This is a genomic window from Massilia sp. CT11-108, assembly GCF_047302915.1.
Classification (GTDB): domain Bacteria; phylum Pseudomonadota; class Gammaproteobacteria; order Burkholderiales; family Burkholderiaceae_D; genus Telluria; species Telluria orientalis.
The window spans coordinates 1-1326 of sequence record NZ_JBKYMO010000915.1 but is presented as its reverse complement, the minus strand read 5'-3'; the positions used below and the strand labels follow the sequence as shown (position 1 = coordinate 1326).

The 1326-nt window shown below is 71.5% G+C and carries 1 protein-coding gene and 1 pseudogene; one reads left to right on the top strand and one right to left on the bottom strand.

Annotated elements, in window-relative coordinates:
* Positions 1 to 294, top strand: a pseudogene (locus ACEN88_RS31955) (FAD-dependent oxidoreductase); the annotation flags it as partial.
* Here ACEN88_RS31955 and metE read toward each other — a convergent pair.
* Positions 291 to 1326, bottom strand: a 1036-nt coding sequence (metE, locus tag ACEN88_RS31950) for a 5-methyltetrahydropteroyltriglutamate--homocysteine S-methyltransferase (protein ID WP_413346208.1), incomplete at its 5' end; no start/stop codon positions are given. The pseudogene ACEN88_RS31955 and the gene metE overlap by 4 nt on opposite strands.

Below are 1326 nucleotides of genomic sequence, written 5' to 3'. Positions count from 1 at the left end.
CGGCTGCCGTGGGCGGGCTACGGCGGCGGCCCGGACAACCACGCGCCGCTCGCGGCGATCGCCTGGCAGGTGCACGTGTACGGCGAGGCGGCGCCGGCGCTGCAGACCTGGTGCGCCGGGCGCGGCATCGAACTGTACCGCTACGACTGGTGCGACGCTTGCCAGGCGGCCGGTCTCGTGCGCGACGCGGTCTATCTCGTGCGGCCGGATACGTATGTCGCGCTGGTGGACCGGGCTGGGGAGCGGGATACGCTGGAGGCCTATTTCACCACGCGCGGTATTCACCCGGTCTAGGCCGCCTGTACCTGCCCACCACGCGCTTCGTCCCGCAACAGCCGCGCCGCCGCCACCATGTTGCGCAGCGCCGCTTCGGTCTCCGGCCAGGCCCGCGTCTTGAGCCCGCAGTCCGGGTTCACCCACAGCCGGTCCGCCGGCACGACGGCGCTCGCCTTGCGCAGCAGGCGCACCATGTCGGACGTCGCCGGAACGCGCGGCGAGTGGATGTCGTACACGCCTGGGCCGATCTCGTTCGGGTACGCGAACGCGCCGAAACCGGCCAGCAGTTCCATGTCCGAGCGGCTCGTCTCGATCGTGATCACGTCGGCGTCCAGCGCCGCGATGGCCGGCAGGATGTCGTTGAACTCGGCGTAGCACATGTGGGTGTGGATCTGCGTCGCGTCGGCGACGCCGCTCGCAGCGATGCGGAATGCGCGACCGGCCCAGTCCAGGTAGGCGCCGCGGCTGGCGCGGCGCAGCGGCAGGCCTTCGCGCAGCGCCGGCTCGTCGATTTGCACGATGCCGATGCCGGCCCGTTCCAGGTCGGTGACTTCGGCGCGGATCGCCAGCGCGATCTGGGCGCAGGTGAGGGCGCGCGGCTGGTCGTCGCGCACGAACGACCATTGCAGGATCGTGACAGGCCCCGTCAGCATGCCCTTCAGCGGCCGCGCCGTGAGGCTTTGCGCGTACGCGGTCCACGCCACCGTCATCGGCGCGGGGCGGGCCACGTCGCCGTACAGCACGGGCGGCTTCACGCAGCGCGAGCCGTACGACTGCACCCAGCCGTTGGCGCTGAACGCGAAACCGTCCAGTTGCTCGCCGAAGTATTCGACCATGTCGTTGCGCTCGGCCTCGCCGTGGACGAGGACGTCCAGCCCGAGGTTTTCCTGCACCTGCACGGCATGGGCGATCTCGGCGCGCATCGCGGTGTCGTACGCGGTATCCGCCAGCTCGCCGCGGCGCCACGCCGCACGTGCGGCGCGGATGGCGGGGGTTTGCGGAAACGAGCCGATCGTCGTGGTCGGGAACGCGGGCAGGCCGAAGCGGGCG